A 19225-nucleotide genomic window follows, 5' to 3' on the forward strand; every position below is an offset into this window, starting at 1 on the left:
TCTTGGCTTCTTTTCTATGCCTTAATCACTACATCAGAATCAGTAGAAACGGGAGTATCTTTTTTACTACTCTTAAAATTAAATAATACATTTAAGATAATGGCTGCTAGACTTCCTGAAATAATGCCATCACTAACAATGATACGAAGACCAGAAGGTAGCTGTGCGAATAGATCAGGTACAGCAGTTGCGCCAAGACCGATAGAAATAGAGCATGCGATGATTAATAAATTGGCTTGACTAGTGAAATCAACACTACTTAACATGCGGATACCTGATGCTACAACCATACCAAACATGACTACAGTTGCTCCCCCTAATACTGGTGTGGGAATAATGGTGGCAAAAGCAGCAATTTTAGGAATAAGACCAAGGAATACGAGAATACCACCTGCAGCCACTACTACATTGGTTGTTTTAACTTTAGAAAGCTGTACTAATCCAACGTTTTGAGCAAATGTATTGTATGGAAAGGCATTGAATAAGCCACCTAATGCGATGGCTAAACCTTCTGCTCGATAGCCTCTTGCTAAGTCCTTCTCATTTATAGGTGTTTCTGTAATTTTACTAAGTGCAAAAAATACACCAGTAGATTCAATGATAATAACAACACCAACAACTAACATCGTAAGAATAGGTCCAATTTCAAATGTAGGAGTTCCAAAGTAAAAGAATTCAGGAAGGTGGAACCAGCTAGCTTCACTAACAGGTGTAAAGTTGACTTTACCTGCTAATGCTGCGAATAGGGTTCCTGCTATAATACCAATCAGCACGGATAATGATTGCAAAATGCCTTTAGTAAAGCGGTTCAAAATAAGAATAAAAAGTAAGACACTGAAGGATAGAATAATATTTTCAATAGAACCAAAATCTTCACTAGTAGCACCTCCACCCATATTCTTAATACCAGAAGGAATGAGAGAAAGTCCAATCATGGTAACGACGGTCCCTATTACAACAGGTGGGAAAAGTTTGGTAATCTTACTAAAGAATGGAGCAAGAAGAACAATGAGAATACCAGTAACAATAATAGCACCATAGATAGCGGTTATCCCATAATTAGTACCAATTGAAATCATAGGTGTTACTGCTACAAAAGAACTTCCAAGAACAACTGGTAAACCAATTCCTAAATATTTATTTTTCCATGCTTGTAATAAGGTTGCAATTCCGCAAGTTAATAAATCAATAGCAACTAAGTAGGCGAGCTGTTCGGTTGTTAAATTAAGAGCCCTCCCAACTAATAATGGAACTAATATTGCACCTGCATACATCGCGAGTACATGTTGTAATCCTAATGAAACGATTTTTAACCCATTCTCTTTCTTTTCTACCATCCTTTTCACTCCTTTGAAATTTTTATGTTAAGAATTATTACAAAACATGTATTATTTATTAACATATTAAAGAGTAGGTAAAAAGAAGTCATTGGTTACAATGTACAAAAGATTTAGAAAATATAGACTATAATAACTAGAGAGACACTATATCGTCCATTCCGTTTTTCTATCGTTGGTTTGTAAGAGAGATTTAATTCGTAATGCTAAGCGTAGATGAAAGGTAGTGTCTGGATCTTTTAAGCTTTTTCCTAATATTTCTTCACATTTTTCTAATCGATAAATCACCGTATTGCGGTGAACATACAATCTCTTTGCTGTTTCTGAGATTTGGCAATGTGTTTCTAAGTAAACAGCTAAAGTATTAAGTAATATTTGTTCTTCTTCTTGATGTTGATGATTAGTGAGTTCCAATAATACATGTTGGTAGAATTCCTGTAGATCCTTTGTTGGAATAATACGTAGCATTTCTGAAACATCTTTCGGTCGATGAAGCTGGATAAATGGTGTATTACCTGATAATTGACCAGTATGTAAAGCGCTAAGTCCTTCTTTATAGGCATTAGGAATATGAAGTAGCCGTTGACATACATTGCTAACTCCAAAGGAAATACTTATTTTAAAAATATTTTCCATATATGTTTGTATGTCCTTTAGGTAGGGCAAAATGTGTTGCTCCATTTCATAGGTAGGTTGAGATACACTCATGATAATGATGCAATGATCTTCTTTTACAAATAGCTGTGATGGATAGGGAGCTTTCGTTATTTCCGATTCTAAAAATTCATACATATAATCGATTTCTACAGAATACTTACTAAAAGGTCTTTGAGCCATATTCAACGTATTCATTTTCCCGATGATTATTATAGAGGTTTGTTCTTTCTTTAATGAAAACTCTCTTGCTCTATTCTCAATTTCCTCTGGGAAAGTAAACTTTCCTTCTACAAAATGAGCAAAAAACTCATTCCTTGCTCTTCTTGTATATTGTTTAACCGTGTTTTCTCGCATGAGTTCAAAGGAAAGGACATTTGTTGCTTGTTCGATGGTAAGAAGAAGTCTTTGATCTTCAAATGAAATTTCTCCTAGAACAATTAAGTAAGCAGGCTTTCCCATATGTGTATGGATTGGGAAAACAGAGAAAACTTCTTCTGTATTTCTTGTAGTGAAGCATGTGTAAAGGGAATTTCCTAATAAGAATTCGAATCCTTTACCGTGAAGTTCAATAAAAAATTTGCTAATGGACTGTCTAGTATAGGAGGAAGTATGAACTTGGAAATGTGCATCTAATAAAACAATTCGTTTTCCAATCATATGAGAAAGATCTTCTACTAACCTTTTCCATCCTTTCCCTTTTAATATGTATTGCGTAAATCTACGGTGTGTTTCAAAGGCAGTTGTTAATTCTGCTGTTCTTTGACTAAGCATGAAATTTAAAGTGGCATTTACCATCTCACCAAGTGAGGTTTCTAAAGGGATTTCTACTAATGGAAAATTGTGCATATTTGCAAATTCGATAACTTCAATTGGAATACTATTTATAAATCGTTGTGTTTTAATTCCTAATGCAGCACATTCTTGTTGATGCATACTTTCAATTAATGGGAGAAGCTTAAGAGGATTGTCTTTAAAATGATAGGCAGTAGTGACAAGAAAGTCATTTGGATGTAAATATTCAATGATATCAGGTGCATCCATCATCGTAATGTTCTTCATTTCTTTATCAAGCCCACTGTGCCCCGCAATGACAGAAACAGATTCAAATGCAGAATTCTTTAAAACTTCAGCTAATTTCATGTAGATTCCTCCTACTTACTAATTAGATTAGTCATTTTGCCTAAAGTATTTAGATAATTCTAACATTTTATCTAATGAATTGCCAACTACTGATTATTAAAATAATGTCACAGGATGTTAGAAAATATAACGTTCTAGAAATTAGGGATAGATAGTGATGAATGTCATCTGTTTCTTACTAGTTAACTTTGTTTAAATAATAGATTGTAAATGCCACCTAATGAGGAGCGATCAGTGAATGAAAACAACCATTAAGTTGGAAGCGGAAGAAGTGAATACATGGATAGATTGGTTAGCGAGTTATGGACTAACAGAAAATGGTGGAGTTACTAGACTTCTTTATGATGAGAATTGGGTAAATGCCCAAAATGCTTTGTTTGAGAAAATGAAGGAGAGTAGCCTTCAACCTTATTTTGATAAAGTAGGTAATTTATTTGGAAGACTAGAAGGAACAATTGAAAAAGAAAAAATTATTTTAACAGGTTCACATATTGATACAGTATTAGATGGTGGAAAATATGATGGAGCATATGGAGTTATTGCAAGCTTTCTTTCCATCCAATTACTTCAGAAATATTATGGTTTACCTAAAAAAACAATAGAAGTGGTTTCTCTATGTGAAGAAGAGGGAAGTCGATTTCCTCTTGCCTTTTGGGGTTCAGGATCTATTACAGGTAAATATAATGTGAATGATTGCATAGGATTAAAAGATATCGATAATCTTGCCTTTGCAGATGAAATGAATGCCTCTGTACGTTCCTATAAGCAAAGTGATGTAAAACGGGAAGATATAGATGCATTTATCGAGATCCATATTGAACAAGGCGGAATATTAGAAGCCGAGAAGAAATCAATTGGGATAGTAACTCATATTGTCGGACAACGTCGGTTCACGATTAAGATAATGGGAGAAAGCAATCATGCAGGAACCACACCTATGCCATATCGCAAGGATAGTGTACATTTGGCTTCTGAATTAATTGCCTATGCTTTAAATAAAGTTTCCACTATTGATCAGCATTTAGTTGCAACTGTAGGTAAAATAAATGCGTCTCCAAATATACCAAATGTTATTGCAGAAGAAGTTGTCTTTACTTTAGATGTAAGACATCATGAGGAGGAAAAAATAGAAAATTATTGTCAAATTATTTTTTCATACTTTCAAGAAAAGTGCTTAGAGTTTGGTATGGGGATAGACATAGAGCAGTGGGTAGATGTAAAGCCAGTTGTAATGAATGAACATTTAACAGAGCTTTCTAGAAATATAGTTAAAGAGATGAATGTTCCTTTTCGTGAAATGGTTAGTGGAGCAGGACATGATGCACAGGTTTTTGGCTCGTTCTGTCCAACGGCTTTAGTATTTGTGCCAAGTGTAAACGGAATTAGCCATTCACCAAAGGAATTTACGGAAATAGAAGACTTAAAAAATGGAATTATCGTTTTGAGTGAATTACTACATAAACTAGCTTACTAACAAACTTTATTTAGGAGGAAGAAATGATGATGCGTTTTTCAGAATTAAACACACCATTGAGAACCATTATGACACCAGGTCCAGTGGAAGTAGATCCTCGTGTATTAAGGGCAATGAGTAACCCTATTCTAGGGCAATTTGACCCAGCCTTCACCGCAATTATGAATGACGTGATGGTAATGATTCAACAGGTGTTTCAAACCAGTAATAACTGGGCTTATCCAGTAGATGGAACTTCTCGTTCTGGATTAGAGGCTGTTCTGGCTAGTATTATTGTTCCTGGTGATAAAGTGTTAATTCCTATCTATGGGCGATTTGGGCATTTATTAACAGAAATTGCAGAAAGATATGGTGCTGAAATACATACTCTTGACTGTGAATGGGGAGAAGTTTTTGATCCAGATTTGATTATACAAGAAATGAAGAAGGTGCAACCAAAAATCGTTGCTTTAGTGCATGGAGAAACGTCTACTGGTCGCATGCAGCCACTTGAGGAAATTGGAAGAGCATGTAGAGAACAGGATATTCTTTTTGTTGTTGATGCTGTCGCAACCATTGGAGGAGCAGATGTCCAAACAGATAAATGGTTTATTGATGCTGCAATAGGAGGAAATCAAAAATGCTTATCCGTGCCTTCTGGGCATTCTCCTATTACCTATAATAAAAGGATAGAAAAGGTACTTTTGCAACGAAAGAAAGTGGAAAGAGGAATTGCAACAGATTCAGAATTAGAAGAATTACGAAATACCCCTTTTATTCGAAGTAACTATCTTGATTTAGCACAATTACAGGATTACTGGAGCCCGAGAAGACTCAATCATCATACAGAGGCTACCTCTATGCTGTATGCTTTGCATGAAGGATTAAGGATCGTGTTAGAGGAAGGTCTAGACCATCGATTCGCTCGACATAAATATCATGAACAGGCTTTATTAAAAGGATTAGAAGGGATGGAATTACAGCTTTTTGGGGACATTCATAGTAAGCTGCCGACTGTAACTTGTGTAAAGGTTCCTGTTGGAGTCGATGCAGAATCTGTTCGTCATATGATGCTTCAACAATTCGGGGTGGAGATAGCTAGCTCTTTCGGTCCTCTTCATGGGAAGATATGGAGAATTGGCACGATGGGTTATAGCTGCCGAAAAGAGAATATACTATATGTACTTGCTAGTCTAGAGGCATGTTTAATTAGACATGGAGTTAACATACCTGCTGGTGAAGCCTTACAAGCAACATTGGATTATTATTTAAAAGAAAAAGAAGGCGTTATGTTAGATTAAAAAAAAGTATGTTGACAATACTGAATCTATTCGATATGATTCTTGACAAGAATTATATCAGTTTAATAGAGAAGCTATAAAAAGGATTAGTAAGTGGTCATGTTTATTAGAAGAGAGGGTCTCCTTGTGCTGAAAAGACCTATAAAATAGCCATTGAACCTACCTTTTTCGTTCTGTATCGAATAGACTTTTGACTAGAAAGATTCAGCGGTTCAATACCGTTACCATGGAAGAGTGTAAAGCTTTGCTTTGAATTAGGGTGGTACCGCCATGTTTAAATGGTCCCTAATGAGAGGCAGGGCTTTTTTTATTTGTAAATGTATGAATGTATGTAGTTATTAGATGTGCTTCCTAAATCACGAAGAATGCTTTTGAGCTAGTTTATAAAAAATAATCAAAAATAGAAGGAGGTAGTTGAGATGGCAAAGGATTTCGTTAAAAGCATCACTAGTATGGAAGATGACTTTGCACAATGGTATACAGATGTAGTGACAAAGGCAGAATTAATTGATTATTCAAGTGTAAGAGGGTCCATGATTATTCGCCCATACGGAAATGCTATCTGGGAGAATATTAAAGGAGCATTAGACAGACGAATTAAAGAAACAGGTCATGAGAATGTTTATATGCCATTATTTATACCTGAAAGTTTATTACAAAAGGAAAAGGACCATATTGAAGGATTTGCTCCAGAGGTTGCATGGATTACTCATGGAGGTGACGAAGAGCTAGCAGAACGTCTTTGCGTTCGTCCGACATCAGAGGTTTTATTTGCAGAGCATTATAAAAATATTATCCATTCCTATCGTGATCTACCTAAGCTATACAATCAATGGGCAAATGTTGTTCGTTGGGAGAAAACAACAAGACCATTTTTACGTACTTTAGAATTCCTATGGCAAGAAGGGCACACTTGTCATGAGACAGAGGAAGATGCCGCTAAAGAAACAGTTCAAATGTTAAATGTGTATGCAGAAATTTGTGAGAAATATTTAGCATTACCTGTTATTAAGGGAAGGAAAACCGATAAAGAAAAATTTGCTGGAGCTAAATATACTTATACGATTGAAAGTCTTATGCATGATGGAAAAGCCTTGCAATCTGCTACTTCTCACCATTTAGGGAATGGCTTTGCTAAATCTTTTGGTATTCAATTTACAGATAGAGAAGGAAATTTACAGCATGTGCAGCAAACATCTTGGGGCTTTACTACTCGTATTATTGGCGCAATGATTATGGTTCATGGAGACAATCGAGGATTAGTCGTGCCTCCAATGATTGCACCAACGCAAGTAATGATCGTTCCAATTGCCCAACATAAAGAGGGTGTATTAGATTTTGCTTATCATCTTAAATCAACATTAAGCAAATCAGCAAGAGTTGGAATTGATGCAAGTGATAAAAAGCCAGGATGGAAGTTTAATGAGTATGAAATGAAAGGAATTCCACTTCGCTTAGAGGTTGGTCCTAAAGATATGGAAAAGAACCAAGTAGTACTTGTTCGTAGAGATACAGGAGAAAAACAATTCGTTTCCTTAGAAGGAATAGAGCAAACTATTCAGCAATTATTGATAGATGTTCAAGAAAATTTACTCAATAAAGCAAGAAATCACCGAGAAGAAAATACGCATATTGCTTTAAACTTTGCAGGATTAAAAGAATTTGCTGCTAAAGAAAGACCAGGCTTTATAAAAGCAATGTGGTGTGAAGATCAAGCATGTGAAGATAAAATAAAAGAAGAAACAAGCATCACCTCTAGATGTATGCCGTTTGAACAATCTATAGTAGGAGAAACATGTGTGTGCTGTGGCAAGAAAGCAGACAAGCTGGTGTATTGGGCAAAAGCATATTAATTTTTAAAAGGACAAAACCTCGTAGGATTGAAAGCTAAAACAGTTCTTCATGAACAGTTAAATAATAAGGTTGTAAATAGTGTAGAAGGGGTGTGTCATCCACATGGCTAGTGACTCGCCATGTGGATGACACACCCCAAAAGCAAAAATCAGTATCTATAACACTTTGTTACCTATACATAAAATGCTCTATCACCCTTTGGCCTTTTCTGGTTCAATATGAACATGTACTTCAAGTGCATCATATTCATTTATAAGAACGTCCTCCACTTTGGAAGAAATATCATGTGCATGAGTGATATCTAACTCCTGATTTACTGTTATAACAACATCAACAACAGGACTATTTCCATAATTTCTAGCCTTTATCTGTTTGACAGATTTAACTCCTTCCACATTTATTATGGTTTTTTTATATTGATCAATTACTAATACATCAAATCCATCTGTCAAATAGTGTGTAGTCTCACGGAAGATTTCCCAGGCTGTTTTACATATAAGTAATCCTACTATACAGGCAGCGAGAGGATCTAAGAAAGTTAAATGAAATTGAGCTCCGATAATACCAATTGCTGTTCCGAAGCTTACCATAGAATCAGAAAAATTATCCTTTGCTGCAGCTTTAACTGCTTGATTATTAATTTTCTTCCCCAAATGTAAATTATAGCGATACACCAAGAACATGACGGCACCACACCCAAGAGCGGTATAGGCAGCAATTAAGTCTGGTACAGTACTTGAAGCATGAAAAAAAGAAGTGAAAGCTTGAAAGAGTACTTGTAAACCAACACTTACCATGATAAAAGAGGCGATTAAGGAAGCAACTGTCTCTGCTTTCCAGTGACCATATGGATGGTCCTTATCAGCTGGTTTTTGTGAAAGTCGTAATCCAATAAGTACGGCTACAGATGCAATAATATCTGTGAAGTTGTTCCATCCATCTGCTTTTAAAGCCTCAGAGCCTGATTGAAAGCCAATAAATAACTTAATAGAGGATAAAATAATATAGGTGCAAATACTTAAAATAGCTGCTCGTTCCCCGAGCTTTAACTCTGCGTATTTTTTTTCCATTTTGATGGCCCCTTTTTATAAGAATGAGTAAATGAATTCCTTTTATAATAAGTAGGGAGTATGATTTTTATACAAAGTGTTAGAGAGTTTAGAAGCACTGTAATGATTTCTTTATCTTTAGTAAAAGACTTCATTCTTATTACGCTTGTTACAATTAATTATTTACTTTTATATCTTATTTTTTAAGAATAGAATGGTTTGTTTCTATTTGTTAGAAATAGGATAAATAAAAAGAGGCTACTCCTAGATATGTTCTAGAGTAGCCTCTTGATTCATAATGAATCGTCATTTTGATCATTTATAAGCATGAATAAGTTATTATCTAATCTCTGTATTTTTAGATAGATTCATTTTCATTTTTGTGCTTGCTTGTTTTCGAAAATCTTCTTCTAGTTGCTCAAGGGAACGACCTTTTGTTTCTGGAAGGAATTTTCTAACAAAAAGAATAGCTCCGATACCAAGGATTACAAAGATGAGGAACGTATTAGATAGACCAATGGAATCTAGTAGAACAGGGAATAGTAAGCTAACTGTAAAATTAGTCATCCAATGAAAGAATACAGCTATTCCCATCCCCATTCCGCGTATTCGGGAAGGGAAAATCTCGGAAAGCATGAGCCATGTAACGGGAGAAACTGCCGCTTGCTGAAAAGCTAGAAATGTAACGGTTAATAGTAAGACCATGTATGGTAAAGCAGTAGTCCCGTTAAATAACGATGAAACAATGGTAAGGAGGATAAGGGAACTTGTAGTTCCGATAAATCCTACTGTTAGCATAGGTTTTCTGCCAACCCTTCCAAGTAGCCATATTCCAACAAACGTAGCAAGAACGGAAATGACTCCATTAGCAATATTCCCAATTAAAGCTGCTTGTGTTCCGAAACCTGCCTCGCTAAGAATCTCTGTTCCATAGTACATTATGGAGTTCACCCCAGTAATCTGTTGAATTACTCCTATACCAAGACCAATAAGAACAATTCTTCTAATCCAAGGAATGGTTAAATCTTTAAAGGAGGCTTTATCCATCTTAGCTTCCTTTTCAACCGATTTTTGGATCTCTACAATTTCCATTTTAGCTCGTTTTTTTCTGCGAATTTGCATTAAAATTTGAAATGCTTTTTTTATACTGACATTGGAAGCAAGCCATCTAGGACTTTCAGGCATAGCGAGCATTCCAAACCATAGAATAACTGCAGGTAGAGTAGCAATGACAAGCATATAACGCCAAATATGACCAGTATCACCAAACACATTTCCGAGAATGGCATTAAAGGTATAAGCTAATAGCTGTCCAGTAACAATCATTAATTCATTTTGTGTAACCATTCTTCCACGTTTTTCTGCTGGAGCCATTTCGGCAAGATAAGCAGGAACAGTTACCGATGCTCCCCCAACTGCTAAACCAAGAAAAACTCGAAAAATAACCATGACTGTTGCATTTGGTGCAAAGGAACAACCTAATGTAGCAATAAAGAAAAGAATAGCAAGATAAATAATAACACGACGACGACCAATGCGATCTGCTAAATTACCGCCAAATACGGCACCAAATGCAGCTCCAAGTAGAAGAGAGCTTGCAACCATTCCTTCGGTTAAAGGAGTGAGATTAAGTTGATCCGCTTGGCCCATAAAAGGTAATGCACCATTGATAACCCCAGTATCATATCCAAATAATAATCCTCCAAAAGTAGAGATAATGGCAATTATTCTCAATCTACGATTGGAAGTATGGATGTCTGTTTCCTCCTGTTGAATTTGCTCATCCTTATTCAAGGTTTGATTCATTTTAATACTCCTTTCTTCCAATTTACTGAAATATCCACTTGTATATGTAATGGTAATATTAACTATATACCCAGTTTTTTAGGGAAATCACCTATTGATTAATAAAAGTGTTAAGAGGTAATTGGTTTATATGAACAAATAAAGGGAAGGGGAACATCATTAATAAATGTTTCAGTTAGGGGAAAAAAGTTAAGGTCTCCGTAATAGAAGTGTGAATAAAAGAAGGGTATAAAAAATGGCCATTGCTAGTTTTCCTGCTAGCAATGGCCATAAAAATGATTAATGTTCTCTTTCCATTTGAGTAGTTTCTACCGAATGAAGTTCTGATCTTTTAGCTGGCCAGAAAGCTTTTTTCCCCAACAAAGTAGTGATACTCGGAACTAAAAATGGGCGGACAACAAAGGTATCTAGTAAAACACCAATTGCCGTGATAGTACCAAAATGAACTAGTATTTGCATTGGGAGAGTGGTAAGTACCATAAAGGTTGCTGCTAATATGACACCAGCAGATGTAATAACCCCACCAGATTCTGCTACTCCTTCTTTAATTGCTTGAAGCAGTGGAATCTCTTTACTCTTCTTCCATATGCTTGAAATCATAAAGATATTATAATCTTCCCCTAATGCAACAATAAAAACAAAGGAGTAAAGGGGAATAAGTCCTTGAATGGCTTCTACTCCAAAAAGATAATGAAGAATGATCCAACCTAATCCTAATGCACTGAAGTATGATAATAAAACAGTAGCAATAAGGTAGATGGTTGCTGTTATAGAGCGTAAATATGCAAGTAAAAGAATGGCTATTAAGATAATAATGAGAGGAATAACAATATTCTCATCATGTTTTGTAATATCCCTAGTATCATACTGCTCTGCCGTTATACCAGATAACCAAATATTAGTATTCTCGTCCTTTAAACCTGCCTTTTCTAATTCATCTTGCAGTTTTTCTTTTATAATAGGTATCTCATCCATTGCTTGATTAGAATATGGATTTGTATTTAGTTCTACAGAGTATTTTACTAACTCTTCATTATTTTTTGCTATTTCAGGAGCTGAGACGGTTGATATAAAGTCCAGATTCATTAATGCTTCTTCGATGGGAATATCTTTTCCTTCTGTATCAATCATGATAGATAGAGGAGCTAATTCTCCGGCACTAAAATGCTCTTCTATTAAGCTAAATCCTTCTCTAGATGGCATATCCTCTGGGAAGGAGGATAGTAAGTCATACGTATAAACCGTTTTAGTAGCAAAAAATGCAAAGAATGCAAGAAAAATAGTGGTAATAATCGTTACTTGCCAAGGATGTTTAGTAACAGTCGTACCTATCAGTTGACCAAAGGTTTGTTTCCTTCTATTTTTCTGCTCTGAACTCTTTCTTTTTCCCATTGCTTCTGTTTTAGGTACAAATGGAAAAAACGAGAATCTACCGAGGATAGCAAGAATGGCTGGTACTAGACTAAGGCTGGCAGCCATCATAATTAAGATAGATAAACTGAATGGTATGGCAAATCGATGAACAGAGCCGTATTGTGCAAATAATAAGATAAGTAGAGAGAAAACAACTGTTAAGCCACTCATTGCTACAGCGCCACCAGATCTGTTTAAAGCACGCTTCATAGCGATTTCTTTTAGTGGTTCTTGAGTTAAATAAGAGCGATATCTACTAATAATGAATAAGCAATAATCTGTACCAGCACCAAAAAGTAAAACAGTCATAATGGCAATACTTTGAGAGTCGAATTCTATCCAGCCAGCTTTCCCCATTGCACCAAGAACAGGGCTAGTTACTCCATATGCAATTCCTACCCCAATTAATGGAATAAGAGCTAAGATTGGGGAGCGATAAATAACAAGTAGACAGATTAGTACAATGATTACTGTACCAATTAATAAAGATAAATCTCCCTGACTAAATAGAGAAGAAGCATCAATAGCAATACCAACAGGTCCAGTTGTTCTAGCTTGTAGCACATCTTTATTCTCTAAGTCTGTTGAAAATGGATTTTGTGAGAAAATAGAATCTGTAGTTTTTTCTAATTTTTGAATACTTTCTTCTAAAACACCAGTTTCTGTACCACTTTCAAAAAGAATGGGAAGTACTAACGTAGTACCATCCTCTGAAATTTGTTGCTTCACCACTTGTAATGGCATTTCATAAAAAGGAATGACAGATTGCTGATTTTTTAAAGGATTTTCTGATAATTGGTTCGTTAGTTCTTGGATTTGCGATAAATCATTATCTGTTAAGCCAGTAGAACGATACCAAGTAATTAATGCAGGTGTACCTTGTTCATTAGGAAACTCTTTGTTTAATAACTCTTCAGCTTGTTGTGAAGGAGCATCAGAAGGAATTGCCTGAGCTTGATCATTCTTTTGTGAGCTAGCTTGAGGCAAAGTCAGACTTAATGTCCCTATAATCAATATCCAAGCTATAAGTGTGACCCATTTGCCTTTCTTGCTAGATACAAAGGCAAAATAGCGATGAATGAAGTTCTTCATTTGTTGTTCTCCTTTTACTTTTATTATACTTATCAGTTGATAAGTTAATGATAAAAAAATACAACTTATCGATCGATAAGTTTAGTATATAATGAATTTTTGAAAAAAATAAGTATTTTGCTTAAAATTTTTCTTTAGCGATTCCATGTAAGAATAAATGAACAATTAACTTTGCTTTTTTCTTAATCTCTACCATTTGTTGTTCTTTAGAAAGATAGCGCATAGAAGAGGGTTGGATAACCGTTTGAATATATTGAAGAAAAATTAAAGCTATTTCAAAGCTATTACTTTTATAATTGTCAAAGGATGTAATTTCTTTATTTTCTACCGCTTTTTCAAGAATTAGGATTATTGGTTGAATAAATCCTTTTTGCCAACGAGTCTTGATTTGTAATTGGATGTCTTCTGGCATTTCATGTTGTAGGTCATGAAACATTTGAACTAAATCTTCTTGAAAATTTGTCATAAAATAAAGAGCTATCTGTAATAATTGGTCTTCTAGCGTATAGTTTTGTTTTATTAATTTAAGCAATGCTTCTTCTGTTTGTTTGATGGAGTTATGAATAACTTCTATATATATTTGTTGTTTATTTTTAAAATGATGATATAAAGCAGGTTGAGTAATCCCACATTGCTCCGCAATCATTCTAGTACTAACTTTTCGATACCCTAATTCCATGAATAGAGAATAGGAAACTCGAATGATTAATTGGTGCGTGTCTTGATTAATATCCGCTTTCTTCGTTTCTTTTTTCACAATGTAAACCCTTTCATTGTTAATTTTATCACATTTTATATTATAAATAAAATCAAGGTTTTTTTCAAATATGAATAAATGGTGAACAACTTTGTGAAATAATGAGCATATTTTTCAAATAATAGTTGAAGGATTTCTTTATTCTGTATATGATAAGAATGTAAGGAGCAACAAGATAAAACAAGAGAGTTAAAAGCAAGTATTATTAAATGTAGGTATCAAAGTTACGTCTTAAAGAGTAGCTTTTCTTTAAAGGAATATATGTGAAAATATTCACAAACTATACTCAGTGGTATAGTTTTCCTTTAAGGGTAACTTGTGAAAATGTTCACAATATTATTCTCTATTAAATTTGGAGGGAACTATTATGTCAATTGTGGAAAGAGAAGTTAAAGCCAAAACAGAAAAACAAGATGTTCAAGTAATAATTGATGAAATGGCTTCTAAAGGGAAGAAAGCACTTAATGAATTCTTACAATTAAATCAAGAGCAAGTGGATACGATTGTAAAAGCAATGGCACTAGCTGGTTTAGATCAGCATATGTATTTAGCGAAGCTGGCAGTGGAAGAAACAGGTCGAGGAATCTATGAAGATAAGATAACGAAAAATATATTCTCTACTGAATATATCTACCATAATATCAAGTATGATCGTACGGTTGGCATTATCCGAGAAGATGAGCAAACAGGGGTTATGGAAATAGCTGATCCAGTTGGTATTATTGCAGGGGTAACACCTGTTACAAACCCAACATCTACTACAATGTTTAAAGCAATTATTGCTATAAAAACACGAAATCCAATTATCTTTGCATTTCACCCATCTGCACAAAAATGTAGTAGTGAAGCAGCAAGAATATTAAGAGATGCTGCAGTAGAAGCAGGAGCACCAGAAAACTGTATTCAATGGGTAGAAAAACCATCTATTGAAACAACAAAAGCATTAATGAATCATAATGATGTTGCTCTTATTCTAGCAACAGGTGGACCAGGGATGGTCAAATCTGCATATAGCTGTGGAAAGCCAGCACTTGGTGTGGGGGCTGGGAATGTGCCATGCTATATAGAGAAATCAGCAAAGATTAAGAGAGCAGTAAATGATTTAATTCTCTCTAAAACATTTGATAATGGGATGATTTGTGCTTCTGAGCAAGCGGTGATTATTGATAAAGAAATATACGATGAAGTAAAAAATCAATTACAACGCCATAATTGTTATTTCTTAAATAAGGAAGAACTTGTAAAGGTAGAAAAATTAGTAATCAATGAAAAAACTTGTGCTGTGAATGCAGATATTGTAGGTAAATCAGCTCATTATATTGCAAACCTAGCTGGAGTAAAGGTTCCAGAAGATACAAAAATCTTACTAGCTGAATTAGAAGGCGTAGGGCCAGATTATCCTTTATCTCGTGAGAAGTTAAGTCCAGTATTAGCTTGCTATAAAGTGGAATCTACAGATGAAGGAATTCAACGTGCAGAAGAAATGCTAGAATTTGGTGGCTTAGGACATTCTGCAGTTATTCATTCGGAAAACAAGGATGTTATTGAGAGATTTGCTCTTCGAATGAAAGCTTGTCGTATTATTAATAACGCTCCATCTTCACAAGGTGCGATAGGAGACATCTATAATGCGTTCTTACCTTCCTTAACACTTGGTTGTGGATCTTATGGTAAAAACTCTGTTTCCACAAATGTAACATTTGTACACTTATTAAACGTAAAAAAATTAGCAAAAAGGAATAATAATATGCAATGGTTCAAAATTCCACCAAAAATCTATTTTGAGAAAAATTCTGTGCAATATCTTCAAAAAATGCCAGATATCTCAAGAGTATTTATTGTAACAGATCCATATATGGTTAAGTTCGGATATGTAGATAAACTGCTATATAATTTAAGAAAACGTTCTAACCTTGTTCAAGTAGAAGTATTCTCAGATGTAGAGCCAGATCCTTCTATTGATACTGTAGCAAGAGGAACAGAAATGATGGCGAAATTCCAACCAGACTGTATTATTGCACTTGGTGGAGGCTCTCCTATGGATGCGGCAAAAGGAATGTGGTTATTCTATGAGCATCCAAATGAAGAATTTTTTGGATTAAAGCAAAAATTCTTGGATATTCGTAAGCGTATATATCAGTATCCAGCTTTAGGTGGCAAAGCGCAATTTGTCGCGATTCCAACTACTTCTGGTACTGGATCTGAAGTAACTTCATTCGCTGTTATCACAGATAAAGAACAAAATATTAAGTATCCGTTAGCTGATTATGAATTAACACCAGATGTGGCTATTATCGATCCACAATTTGTTATGACTGTTCCGCCTGTTGTAACAGCTGATACTGGAATGGATGTACTTACTCATGCGGTGGAAGCTTATGTTTCAAGTATGGCAAATGATTATACAGATGCTTTAGCAGTAAAGGCAGTGCAATTGATATTTGAGTATTTACCTAGAGCTTATCGAAACGGAAATGATGAAGAGGCTAGAGAAAAAGTGCATAATGCCTCCACTATTGCAGGAATGGCTTTTGCTAATGCATTCCTAGGAATTAATCATAGCTTGGCACATAAGTTAGGAGCAGAATTCCATATTGCTCACGGACGTTCTAATGCTATCTTATTGCCACATGTTATCCGATATAATGCTGAAAAACCGAAGAAGTTTGTAGCATTCCCTAAATATGAATACTATAAAGCAGATGAACGTTATGCAGAACTTGCGAGAGTGTTAGGTCTTCCTGCAAATACAGTAGAACAAGGTGTAGATAATTTTGTTAAAGCAGTCATTCGCCTAGGGAAAGAATTGAATATTCCAATGAGTATTGCTGCACATGGAGTAGATCCAAAAGAGTTTGAAGCAAAAGTGGATTATTTGGCTGATAGAGCATTTGAAGATCAATGTACAACAGCAAATCCAAAATTACCTTTAGTATCTGAGCTAGCAGATATTTATCGTAAAGCTTATAAAGGTGTGTAATGATAGTCGAAAAACTCCTGAATCTATTTTCAGGAGTTTTTTTGAATGATAATTTATGGGTACAATAGGACTACTTTTTTAGATTATTAAGAGAGTCTGCCAATTTTTTATTTTCATATTTGGAGTAAAAGTAAAATGCTATTATATGTCCTATCAAAGTCAATAAAACAATTATTATCATATACTCTCTAATCATGTTAAACATATCAACTGAAAATAAATATATTACTATAAAACCGCCAAACGAATTTATTATAGTACTTAGCATAATATTAATGGATGCCTTAAATGTTGAATATCCCCATAAGTAAGGATAAACAATACCAAAAATAACCCCTGAAATTACTCCAATTCCTAATAAGTTCCAAACGTAGTTAAAAGGAATATTTAGACCAGTATAGGCTAAGGAACTTAATAAAAATACCCAAATAATACTTCCGAAAGCAACCTGTATAAAACTGTGACGTAAATGATTAATCATGATAATTTCTCCTTTATATTTTTAGCATAGTGTCTACTTGCTAAATATTTTTTATTATTTTTAGTAAATACTTCTAATCTTGCATAATCACCAGAAGCAAAGGAATGAACCTGTGAGAGATTTAATATGGTCGAATTATTAATTCGATAAAATCCATTTGCTTCTAATATTTGTAACTCTTTAAGTCGCTTTTGTAGCAAATATTCCTCATTAGTTTCTATTATTACTTTAGTTAAATGGCCAAGTGCTTCTATTACTACAATTTGTTTGATGTCTATAAGAAGTTTTCTATTGTTTTTAGGATTTTGCACACTTAATGTTATTGTTTCAGATAACCCCTCTTTAAGTTGAGCTAGTTTTTCCTTATTGACTGGATTAGCTATTATTTCAATTTCATCGATTGCTCGTTCTCTGTCCCAAATAAAATTAAATTTCATGATATCCTCCTTTCTTACATCAAGAATAGCAATTGCATCATCTGATGGATATATTTTCTTATTTTGTTACAAAAAGAATATTGTTTCTTGCATAATTTTGTTTAATTGACTGTATTTAGAACGATAAATATTAAACATAATGTAATGATTATTATCCATTTTCTTTGACTTATTTAAATAAAAAATGTGCCTTTGTAGTAAAGAGGCACATCACCTTAGGTTAATATATGGATTGTTTATTTAGTGGGGAGTAACAACCAATGTATCAAGGAGATGTTACCGCATACTTGTTATCTGCTTTATTCTCCATTATCAGTTCATTCCACTCTTTCTAAAAACAATCAGACAAATCCCTTATTTTCTAAAAAAATGAAAGGAGCCCTTTATAAAAGGACTCCTCAGCTTGTAGAGAAAGTACTATTTTCTCTGCAAGTTTTTTATTTCAGATAGAATTTAATGATTAGAATGGTTATTTAATTCTTCCTTTTCCATGAAAAAAGACTCTCATGCATCTATCCAATCTTGGATAGATGCATGGCAATCTTCTTTATGTTTTGACAGGCGGCTGTCAGTAATACTTGTTCAGCGGCCTTTTTTATACCACGTAAACGGCAGTAGCGAAGCCCATGCAGTTCTTTTGAATCTGCGAAGCTTCGCTCTACTTTTTCTTTTCTAAATTTGTACAGAACTTTCCCTGATTTAGAAAGTCGATTTAATCGGATCTTTTCCTTATTCTCCTCCCAAACATGACGTGTTACTACTTTTACCTGATTTTTGGAACGTGTACATTGGGACAGTAAAGGACAATCCTTACATTGTTTGGCACTTGATTTGTATTCTCGATATCCTTCCCGATTGGTTGTTCGATAAGTCAAGGTTTCTCCATTTGGACAAGTGTACCAATCTGCCTTTTGATCATAGGTGAATTTCCATTTTGGAAAAAGTCCTTTTACTGGGCTATACCTTCTGTGTGCGATGACACCAAAAATATTTCGGTCTATGATTCCTTTACAAATAGGATTCGTTAAATAACCAGAGTCTAAAGCAACAGCTTCCACCTTAAATTGGAAACGTTCTATCTGACGATCAAGTCGGCTTAAGTATGGAACGGAATCATGAACATTTCCTGGGGTAACAAAGGCATCTGTGATGATATTAAACTTCATATCTGTCGTACGATGATCTAAGTAACAGAACATCTCTTGTTTATTATCACGAGACATAAAGCCACAATCAGGGTCAGTAGTGCTTATCCGAATTTCCTTTGTTTCCTCCTCCTCCTCCTTTTTCTTTAAAGGCTTTTTTCCATGAGCAGCCCGGTCCTCCTCAATCGCTTTATCTAACTCTTCCACGTATTCACGTGTTTCCACTTTCACCGTTTCCCTGGTGAATTGATGTTTATTGGCATTCGCCTTTAAATGAGTAGAGTCTGTAAATAACACTCTTCCTCCAACCATTTTATGATGGA

The 19225-nt window shown here is 34.7% G+C and carries 13 protein-coding genes and 1 other annotated feature; of the genes, 4 read left to right on the plus strand and 9 right to left on the minus strand.

The window, feature by feature from the left end; genetic code table 11:
- Positions 1 to 14: 14 nt before the first annotated feature.
- Both F9279_RS18830 and F9279_RS18835 read right to left on the minus strand, forming a co-directional pair.
- Positions 15 to 1337: a nucleobase:cation symporter-2 family protein gene (locus F9279_RS18830; protein WP_152115841.1), complete on the minus strand. Its 1323-nt coding sequence runs from the start codon at positions 1335 to 1337 to the stop codon at positions 15 to 17.
- A gap of 147 nt (positions 1338 to 1484) precedes the next feature.
- The gene (locus F9279_RS18835) at positions 1485 to 3134 is read right to left on the minus strand and encodes a PucR family transcriptional regulator (protein ID WP_152115842.1); all 1650 of its coding nucleotides are present in this window, start codon (positions 3132 to 3134) and stop codon (positions 1485 to 1487) included.
- Positions 3135 to 3372: 238 nt separating this feature from the next.
- Between F9279_RS18835 and F9279_RS18840 the strand changes: the two genes are divergently transcribed.
- The 3 genes from F9279_RS18840 to proS all read left to right on the plus strand — a co-directional run bounded on the left by F9279_RS18840 (position 3373) and on the right by proS (position 7741).
- Positions 3373 to 4608, plus strand: a complete 1236-nt coding sequence (locus tag F9279_RS18840; RefSeq protein WP_152115843.1) for a Zn-dependent hydrolase — start codon at positions 3373 to 3375, stop codon at positions 4606 to 4608.
- A 29-nt stretch (positions 4609 to 4637) separates the two neighbouring features.
- On the plus strand, positions 4638 to 5888 hold the full coding sequence (locus F9279_RS18845; protein ID WP_152115854.1) for a pyridoxal-phosphate-dependent aminotransferase family protein: 1251 nt from the start codon (positions 4638 to 4640) through the stop codon (positions 5886 to 5888).
- Between the two features lie 67 nt (positions 5889 to 5955).
- Positions 5956 to 6178, plus strand: a binding site (T-box leader).
- A gap of 129 nt (positions 6179 to 6307) precedes the next feature.
- Positions 6308 to 7741, plus strand: a complete 1434-nt coding sequence (proS, locus tag F9279_RS18850) for a proline--tRNA ligase (RefSeq protein ID WP_152115844.1) — start codon at positions 6308 to 6310, stop codon at positions 7739 to 7741.
- Positions 7742 to 7933: 192 nt separating this feature from the next.
- Here proS and F9279_RS18855 read toward each other — a convergent pair whose 3' ends face one another.
- From F9279_RS18855 to F9279_RS18870, 4 genes are all read right to left on the minus strand, one after another.
- Positions 7934 to 8812 carry a cation diffusion facilitator family transporter gene (locus F9279_RS18855; protein ID WP_152115845.1) on the minus strand — a complete coding sequence of 293 codons (879 nt, stop codon included), beginning with the start codon at positions 8810 to 8812 and terminating at the stop codon, positions 7934 to 7936.
- 318 nt (positions 8813 to 9130) lie between these two features.
- Positions 9131 to 10597, minus strand: a complete 1467-nt coding sequence (locus F9279_RS18860) for a sugar porter family MFS transporter (RefSeq protein WP_152115846.1) — start codon at positions 10595 to 10597, stop codon at positions 9131 to 9133.
- A 279-nt stretch (positions 10598 to 10876) separates the two neighbouring features.
- Positions 10877 to 13102, minus strand: a complete 2226-nt coding sequence (locus tag F9279_RS18865) for an MMPL family transporter (RefSeq protein ID WP_152115847.1) — start codon at positions 13100 to 13102, stop codon at positions 10877 to 10879.
- Between the two features lie 121 nt (positions 13103 to 13223).
- Complete coding sequence (locus tag F9279_RS18870) at positions 13224 to 13859, minus strand: TetR/AcrR family transcriptional regulator (protein ID WP_152115848.1); 636 nt, start codon at positions 13857 to 13859, stop codon at positions 13224 to 13226.
- 367 nt (positions 13860 to 14226) lie between these two features.
- On the opposite strand from F9279_RS18870, the gene adhE reads away from it, so the two are divergent.
- The gene (gene adhE, locus F9279_RS18875) at positions 14227 to 16839 is read left to right on the plus strand and encodes a bifunctional acetaldehyde-CoA/alcohol dehydrogenase (protein WP_152115849.1); all 2613 of its coding nucleotides are present in this window, start codon (positions 14227 to 14229) and stop codon (positions 16837 to 16839) included.
- A 70-nt stretch (positions 16840 to 16909) separates the two neighbouring features.
- On the opposite strand, the gene F9279_RS18880 is transcribed toward adhE, so the two are convergent.
- The 3 genes from F9279_RS18880 to F9279_RS18890 form a co-directional block, all read right to left on the minus strand.
- Entirely contained in the window at positions 16910 to 17320 is a 411-nt protein-coding gene (locus F9279_RS18880) for a hypothetical protein (protein WP_152115850.1), read from the minus strand.
- Positions 17317 to 17757, minus strand: coding sequence for a LytTR family DNA-binding domain-containing protein (locus F9279_RS18885; protein WP_152115851.1), 441 nt, complete (start codon positions 17755 to 17757; stop codon positions 17317 to 17319). Before F9279_RS18885 ends, F9279_RS18880 begins: the two co-directional genes overlap by 4 nt.
- Before the next feature lie 512 nt (positions 17758 to 18269).
- Positions 18270 to 19225 (minus strand): IS1182 family transposase (locus F9279_RS18890; protein ID WP_152115852.1); only part of this gene is annotated, 956 nt, incomplete at its 5' end.

Source organism: Bacillus sp. B1-b2 (assembly GCF_009183415.1).
GTDB lineage: Bacteria > Bacillota > Bacilli > Bacillales > Cytobacillaceae > Niallia.